The organism is Pseudomonas sp. 05N434 (genome assembly GCF_056396965.1).
In genome coordinates, this window is the sequence record NZ_JBFTMK010000282.1 from 1 (window position 1) to 6,445 (window position 6,445).

The 6,445-nt window shown below is 60.9% G+C and carries 7 protein-coding genes and 1 pseudogene; 2 read left to right on the forward strand and 6 right to left on the reverse strand.

Annotated elements, in window-relative coordinates:
* On the forward strand, positions 1-180 hold a 180-nt coding region (locus AC1DLB_RS17920; RefSeq protein WP_477785380.1), incomplete at its 5' end, for a hypothetical protein.
* Positions 181-211: 31 nt separating this feature from the next.
* On the opposite strand, the pseudogene AC1DLB_RS17925 reads toward AC1DLB_RS17920, so the two are convergent.
* The 6 genes and pseudogenes from AC1DLB_RS17925 to AC1DLB_RS17950 all read right to left on the reverse strand — a co-directional run.
* Positions 212-451, reverse strand: a pseudogene (locus AC1DLB_RS17925) (LysE family translocator); the annotation flags it as partial.
* 36 nt (positions 452-487) lie between these two features.
* Entirely contained in the window at positions 488-904 is a 417-nt protein-coding gene (fos, locus tag AC1DLB_RS17930) for a fosfomycin resistance glutathione transferase (RefSeq protein ID WP_258612592.1), read from the reverse strand.
* A gap of 220 nt (positions 905-1,124) precedes the next feature.
* Positions 1,125-2,456: an MFS transporter gene (locus AC1DLB_RS17935; protein WP_019580877.1), complete on the reverse strand. Its 1,332-nt coding sequence runs from the start codon at positions 2,454-2,456 to the stop codon at positions 1,125-1,127.
* 90 nt (positions 2,457-2,546) lie between these two features.
* Complete coding sequence (locus AC1DLB_RS17940; protein WP_064619815.1) at positions 2,547-3,473, reverse strand: hydroxymethylglutaryl-CoA lyase; 927 nt, start codon at positions 3,471-3,473, stop codon at positions 2,547-2,549.
* Positions 3,470-4,663: a CaiB/BaiF CoA transferase family protein gene (locus tag AC1DLB_RS17945; protein WP_477743377.1), complete on the reverse strand. Its 1,194-nt coding sequence runs from the start codon at positions 4,661-4,663 to the stop codon at positions 3,470-3,472. The genes AC1DLB_RS17940 and AC1DLB_RS17945 overlap by 4 nt, the downstream gene beginning before the upstream one ends.
* Before the next feature lie 126 nt (positions 4,664-4,789).
* Positions 4,790-5,698: a LysR family transcriptional regulator gene (locus AC1DLB_RS17950; protein WP_018926832.1), complete on the reverse strand. Its 909-nt coding sequence runs from the start codon at positions 5,696-5,698 to the stop codon at positions 4,790-4,792.
* Positions 5,699-5,938: 240 nt separating this feature from the next.
* Between AC1DLB_RS17950 and AC1DLB_RS17955 the strand changes: the two genes are divergently transcribed.
* The coding region (locus tag AC1DLB_RS17955; RefSeq protein WP_477785379.1) for a PLP-dependent aminotransferase family protein at positions 5,939-6,445 on the forward strand (507 nt) is incomplete at its 3' end.

Below are 6,445 nucleotides of genomic sequence, written 5' to 3' on the forward strand. Positions count from 1 at the left end.
TGTTTGTCCACCGCACAGACGGCGTCCAGCATGTTTGTCCACCGCACAGACGGCGTCCAGCAAGAGATCGATGTAACTCGCCATTGGCGCGGAATTTCTGGTTTCCATGATGCAGAGAGCATGTCCGGACAATGCAACATTGAACAACCCTCCCTGACCGGTCATACGCCCGAGCGATGACTGTGCAGCCGACGCTTCCCTGCGTTCAGCCTCAAGCCTTGTTCGTCACCAGCCCCGGCAGCGCATGCACCAGGGCATTGATGGCGAAACCGATGAACATGACCCCGCACAAGCGGGTAATCGCCAGTTCATGACGCTGATACAACGTGCGCACCTGACGCGCACCGACGATGCCAATGAGCATAGCGTAGGCCAAAAGGCCACCAATGAAGCTCAAGATGATCAACCAGGGCAACATGGACCAATGCAGCAACTCTGCACGGCTGGACAAGGGGCGCAATTCTATCTCAGGACGCCGAACATCGACTCACTGATCGTCGAAGAACTTCATCCCCGCATAGGGTCGCTGCCGACAAGCCGCCAGCCGCGACGCCAGAGACCCGACATGCGCCTCGAGCTTGTGCCCATCCGGGTCGAGAAAATAGAACGACGCACCTTCGCTGCGGTTATCCCGCCATTCCCGCACGTTGGCGGATCGCAGGCGTTCGACGAACGGCAGGAAGTCCACAGCTTCGAGGCTGAAGGCGTAATGGGTGTAGTCGGCGGCGGGCGTGGATTCGCGCCGTGGATCGAAAGAAAGGCACAGCCACAGACCGGGTAGCGAGAGATAGGCACCGGTGTCCCAAGTGGCTGAAAGCTGAAGTTGCAGCAGATCGCGATAGAACGCCACGCTGCGGTTCAGGTCAGTGACGGCGAGGGTCAGGTGGTTGAGGCCGGTTAGCATGGGTTGGGTAACCTTGAGTCTCTCTGGGTGGTCGCGAGCGGAGAGTAAAGCTTAAACATCCTTGAGCGTACAGCCGACGGGGGCTTTGTTGGCTGAGAGTCAGTCTTCGCGAGCAAGCCCGCTCCCACAGGGAGTGGCGGCGGGCACGAATCCTGTGCCCGACGCGGTCAATGTGGGAGCGGGCTTGCTCGCGAAAGCGGTATTTCTGACGCCGCGAACTTCAGAACTTGTCGAGCGTGCGCAGCTTCTGCGGCAACCCCCACAGCAACAACGCAGCGGCGATCAGCGCGGCGACACCGATGACGTACAACGCGGGGGTGGTGCTGCCGGTCAGGTCTTTGATCCGCCCGACCATGACCGGGCTGACGATCCCACCGAACTGGCCAAGGGTATTGATCACCGCGATCCCGCCAGCGGCGCCTGCCCCGGCACCGGCCAGCAGTTTCGGTGGCAGGGTCCAGAAGCTCGGGATGGACGCGATGATCCCGGCACCGAGCAAGCCCAGGGCAACAATCAGGAAAGTCGTGTGGTTGGCGAAAATTCCTGCGCAGAAGAAACCCACCGCACCTGCCGCCACCAGACCCGCGACAAACTTGCGCCGCTCACCGGTGGCGTCGGATAACCGCCCGATCACCACCATGCTGATGGCGCCGCAGATGTAGGGAATGGCGGTCAGCAAGCCGATCATCACCGGGCTCTCGGTACCGGCACTGCGGATCAGTTGCGGCGCCCAGAAATTCAAGCCGTAGGACGCCACCTGAATCAGAAAGTAGATCAGCCCCAGCATCAGGAAACCCGGAATCCGGAGTGCGGCCAGCAAGGAGCCGCCGCTCTTGTGGGGTTCGTGGTGCGCGATACGGCTGGCGAGCAGTGTCTTCTCCGACGGGGTCAACCAATGGGCATCTTCGATGCGGTCCTTGAGCACGGTCAGCACCAACAAGCCAAGGCCGATGCAAGGAACGCCACCGAGCAGAAACAGCCAATGCCAGCCGCGCATATCGAGGAAGCCATCAAGGTGTTGCAGCACCAACCCGGAGAACGGTGCGCCAACCAGCCCGGCAAACGCCGACGCGAGAAACAGCATCGAGGTGATGCGCCCCCGATAATGCTGCGGGAACCACAGCGTCAGGTAATACAACACGCCCGGAGCAAAACCCGCCTCCATCGCACCGATCACGAAACGCAGGGCGTAGAACTGCCATTCGCTGTTGACGAAGACCATGGCCGCCGTCGCGAGCCCCCACGACATCATGATCCGGGCGATCCAGCGCCGGGCACCCACCTTGTAAAGCATCATGTTGCTCGGCACTTCAAAGATCACATAACCGACTACAAACAGCCCGGCGCCGAGGCCGTAAGCGGTATCGCTCAGGCTCAGGTCGGCCTGCAACTGGAACTTGGCGAAGCTGATGTTGATGCGGTCGAAAAATGCGAACAGGTAGCAGACCATGATCAGCGGCATCAGTCGCCAGGCGACTTTGCGGACCAGGGCTTTTTCGGCGTCGTGACTAACGGACGGGCTCACGCCCGCCTCCAGAACATTGAGGCTCATCGTGGTTTCTCCAGGCAGACGTCCCGTGGGCGTCCGATTGTTTTTGTTGTCTGGTTCGTTGCGGCTTTTTTAGGAGTTTGTTCGGTGGGTTCAGGACGGTGTCGGGTGCAGGTCGCAGTTACGTCCGGCCTTGGCGAGCTGCCCGGGCACTTCATGGCCCAGCAATGCGGGTAAGCCTCGCGACAATCGCAGCAACAACGGCAAGTCGATGCCGGTGTGAATGCCGACTTCATCGCACAGGTTGACCAAATCTTCGGTGCAGATATTGCCCGAGGCACCCGGTGCAAACGGGCAACCGCCAAGACCACCGAGGGCTGCGTCAAAGCGCCGGGCTCCGGCCTCGTAAGCTGCCAGTACATTGCACAGGCCGAGGCCGCGCGTGTTGTGGAAATGCAGGGTCAGATCAGCCGGTGAAACCCGTTGCAACACCCGTCGCACCACACGGTCGACCTGGCGTGGATTGGCCATGCCGGTGGTGTCGGCCAGGGTAATGCCCGTAATGCCGAGCTCCTGATAAGCCTCGACAATCTGCAGCACGCGGTCCTCATCGATCTTGCCTTCGAACGGGCAACCGAAAGTCGTGGCGATGCTGCCGTTGAGCCGCACCGGCGTGCCGCGAACGAACTCGACGATCTCGCCGAACGCAGCCAATGACGCCTCGCAGCGCATCCGCATGTTTGCCAGGTTATGGGTCTGGCTGGCGGACATCACCAGGTTCAGCTCGTCAGCCCCCGAGTCCAGTGCTCGTTGTGCGCCTTTGAGGTTAGGGATCAACGCGACATAGATCACGCCCGGCTGTCGGGCGATGCCCTTGAACACTGGCTCGCCATCGCGCAGCGCCGGAATCGCCTTGGGCGACACGAACGAACCGGCTTCGATGCGGCTGAAACCCGCCAGCGACAACTGATCGATCAACGCAATCTTGTCGGCGGTTTCGACCCAGGTAGGCTCGATCTGCAAGCCGTCACGCGGGGAAACCTCCTGAACGATCAGCGTCTGGGAATAATCAGTGATCATTGCACCACCCCTTCAGCTTTCAACCGTTCGATGTCCTGGTCAGTCAGGCCCAGCCCCGCGAGGATGCCGTCGGTGTGCTGACCCAGACTCGGCCCCGACCAGTTCACGCCACCGGGGGTTTCGGACATTTTCGGAACGATGCCCGGCATCTTCACCGAGGCACCACCCGGCAGTTCGGCGTTGAGCAGCATGCCCCGCGCTTGATAGTGAGGATCGGCAACGATGTCGGCCACCGAATAGATGCGCCCGGCCGGGACTTCGGCAGCTTCCAGAGCCGCCAACACCTCATCGATGGGCAGGCTGCTGGTCCAGTGAGTAATGGCTGCGTCGAGCACATTACTTTTGGCGGCGCGGCCATCGTTATGCGCAAACTCCGGCGCTTCGGCCAGGTCGGCCCGGCCAATCACCGCCATCAGACGCTTGTAGATCGGGTCGCTGTTGCCGGCGATCACCACGTAGGCACCGTCGGCAGTCAGGTAGGTATTGGACGGCGCAATACCCGGTAACGCCCCGCCGCTGCGCTCACGCACATGACCGAGCATGTCGTATTCCGGCACCAGGCTTTCCATGACGTTGAACACGCTTTCGGCCAACGACACATCGACCACTTGCCCGCCGCCCTGCCCGGTCTTGACCCGCAGCAGCGACATCAAGGCACCGATGACCGCGTGCAGCGAAGCCAGGGAATCACCCAGACTCACCCCCACTCGGGCCGGCGGCGAACCGGGAGTACCGGTGGTATAGCGAATCCCGCCCATCGCCTCGCCGATCGCCCCGAAACCCGGACGATCACGGTACGGGCCGGTCTGGCCGTAACCGGAAATGCGCACCAGCGTCAGGCTGGGATTGAGGGCATGCAACACGTCCCAGCCCAGGCCGAGTTTCTCCAGGGCGCCGGGGCGCAGGTTTTCAATCAGCACATCGGCGTCGCTCGCCAGTTGCTTGACCAGTTCAATGCCTTCAGGGGATTTCAGATTCAGCGCCAGGGACTTCTTGTTTCGCGATTGCAGGTACCACCACAACGAAGTGCCTTCGTGCAGCTTGCGCCATTTACGCAGGGGATCGCCCTGGCCCATGGCTTCGATCTTGATCACTTCGGCGCCGAACTCGGCCAGCATGCGCGCGGCAAACGGCGCGGCGATCAGCGTGCCGATCTCAATCACTTTGATTGCACTCAAGGGGGCAGTCATCGCGGGGGTACCTCTTGTTCTTGGAATATGCGCCAAGGCTAGAGGACCGAGTGGCATGGAATCCAACCTTCTGTTGGCAACGACCGTTCGCGAAACGCGAATGCTCGTCCATGCAATCGAGAACTGTCAGGTCTGGCCGCGCAAATGCTCAAACAACATCCGGCTCACCGGCGACAGCGCCACTTCATCGCGCACCACCAGAATCAACGCACGATCCGACCAGTCATCCGTCAGCGGCACCGCGTGCAACCCCAGCGCCCGGCCAAACAGTTCGTAGGCCTTTAGCGGCAGGATGCCGATGCCCATGTTGGCCTGAACCATCCGGCACATGGCGTCGAACCCCGGCACATGGATCCGCAACCTCAGCACCTTGCCGGCCTTGCGCGCGGCCGCATGGGTGCGCATGTTGATGGAACTGGCCGAATGCAGACCGACGTAATCGCTGTCCAGCGTGTCGGCAAAAGCCAAGGCCGAACGACTCGCCAGCGGATGATCGGCCGGCATCAGCACGACCAGTTTGTCCTGGCGATATACAACGCTGTGCAGCCCCTTGACGTCGCTGTCGCTGGAGCAGATCCCGAGGTCCGCCACGCCATCGAGCACGCCTTGAATCACCCCGCTGCTGGGGCGCTCTTCGAGGTCGGTCTTGACCTGCGGATGGCGCGCGGAAAAGTCCCGCAGGTCTTCGGGCAGGAATTGAATGATCGCCGACAGGTTGGCGAGCATCCGCACATAACCGCGCACACCATGGCTGTGTTCGCCCAGTTCGAGGCCCATTTTCTCGACGTTGAACAGCATCTGCCGGGCATGGTGCAGCAGGGTTTCACCGGCCGGTGTCAGCGTCATGCCCTTGGCCTGGCGTACGAACAGGCTGATGCCCAGCGCCTCCTCCAGCTCCATCAACCGCTTGCTGGCCGCCGACACCGCGATCGCTTCGCGGGCGGCGGCACGGGTCAAGGTGCCCTCTTCGTGAACGGCCACAAACAGCTGGAGAGTGATCAGGTCGAGACGGCGGATCAGGCTTTTTTGCAGCATGGCAGGGCTCGATGATTTCGGTTCGACTGAGTCGGCAGGATAGCCCGGATTCGATTCGTGCCCGCCATCCAATTACCCACAGCACCCCAGGGCATCGCCCTACAACTAATTCTCTTACAACTCTCAGTACTACCGGAAACAGCCGATTCAAAGCCCATCGGGACTCTCTGTAAAGTCTGGCAACACACACAAACTGCAACAAACCCACGGATAGATTCATTCAAGGAATGTCACTTACACATGAGCCAGATACCGTACACGGCGCACACCTTCACCAACTACCGCAAACTCGTTTCATTGGCTGACCATGATTGGGAGGCCGCCGAAACCGGAAAAATCGCGGGGCTCAACGTTGAGATAAAAAGTGCCAACCGCATGCTGGATCAGTACGGGAGAGCGTTTCATGATTTCTGTACGACGTCATACCTGGGGCTGGATCACCATCCCGATATTCTCGACGGCGCCATGACCACGCTGTGGGAAACCGGCACACTTCGCATCGCCAATTCCAGGAACCGCTGCAAGCTGGCGATTCTGGACCAATACGAAACCGAACTGTCCGAGTTGTTCGGCGCCAGTTGCCTGAGCACTCTGTCGTGCAGCGCGGCGAGTGCCGGGATCCTGCCACTGCTGGCCAGCGGCGTATTCACGGAAAATAGCCCTCCGGTGATGGCTTTCGACCGGTTGGCGCATTACTCGATGAGCCACCTCAAAGCCGCCTGTGCCGATGAAACGAAGGTCGTGACG

Excerpts from the sequence above, each read along its gene's own strand:
- fos (WP_258612592.1), bottom strand. The coding sequence starts at position 904 with ATGCTAACCGGCCTCAACCACCTGACCCTCGCCGTCACTGACCTGAAC.
- AC1DLB_RS17935 (WP_019580877.1), bottom strand. The coding sequence starts at position 2,456 with ATGAGCCTCAATGTTCTGGAGGCGGGCGTGAGCCCGTCCGTTAGTCAC.
- AC1DLB_RS17940 (WP_064619815.1), bottom strand. The coding sequence starts at position 3,473 with ATGATCACTGATTATTCCCAGACGCTGATCGTTCAGGAGGTTTCCCCG.
- AC1DLB_RS17945 (WP_477743377.1), bottom strand. The coding sequence starts at position 4,663 with ATGACTGCCCCCTTGAGTGCAATCAAAGTGATTGAGATCGGCACGCTG.
- AC1DLB_RS17950 (WP_018926832.1), bottom strand. The coding sequence starts at position 5,698 with ATGCTGCAAAAAAGCCTGATCCGCCGTCTCGACCTGATCACTCTCCAG.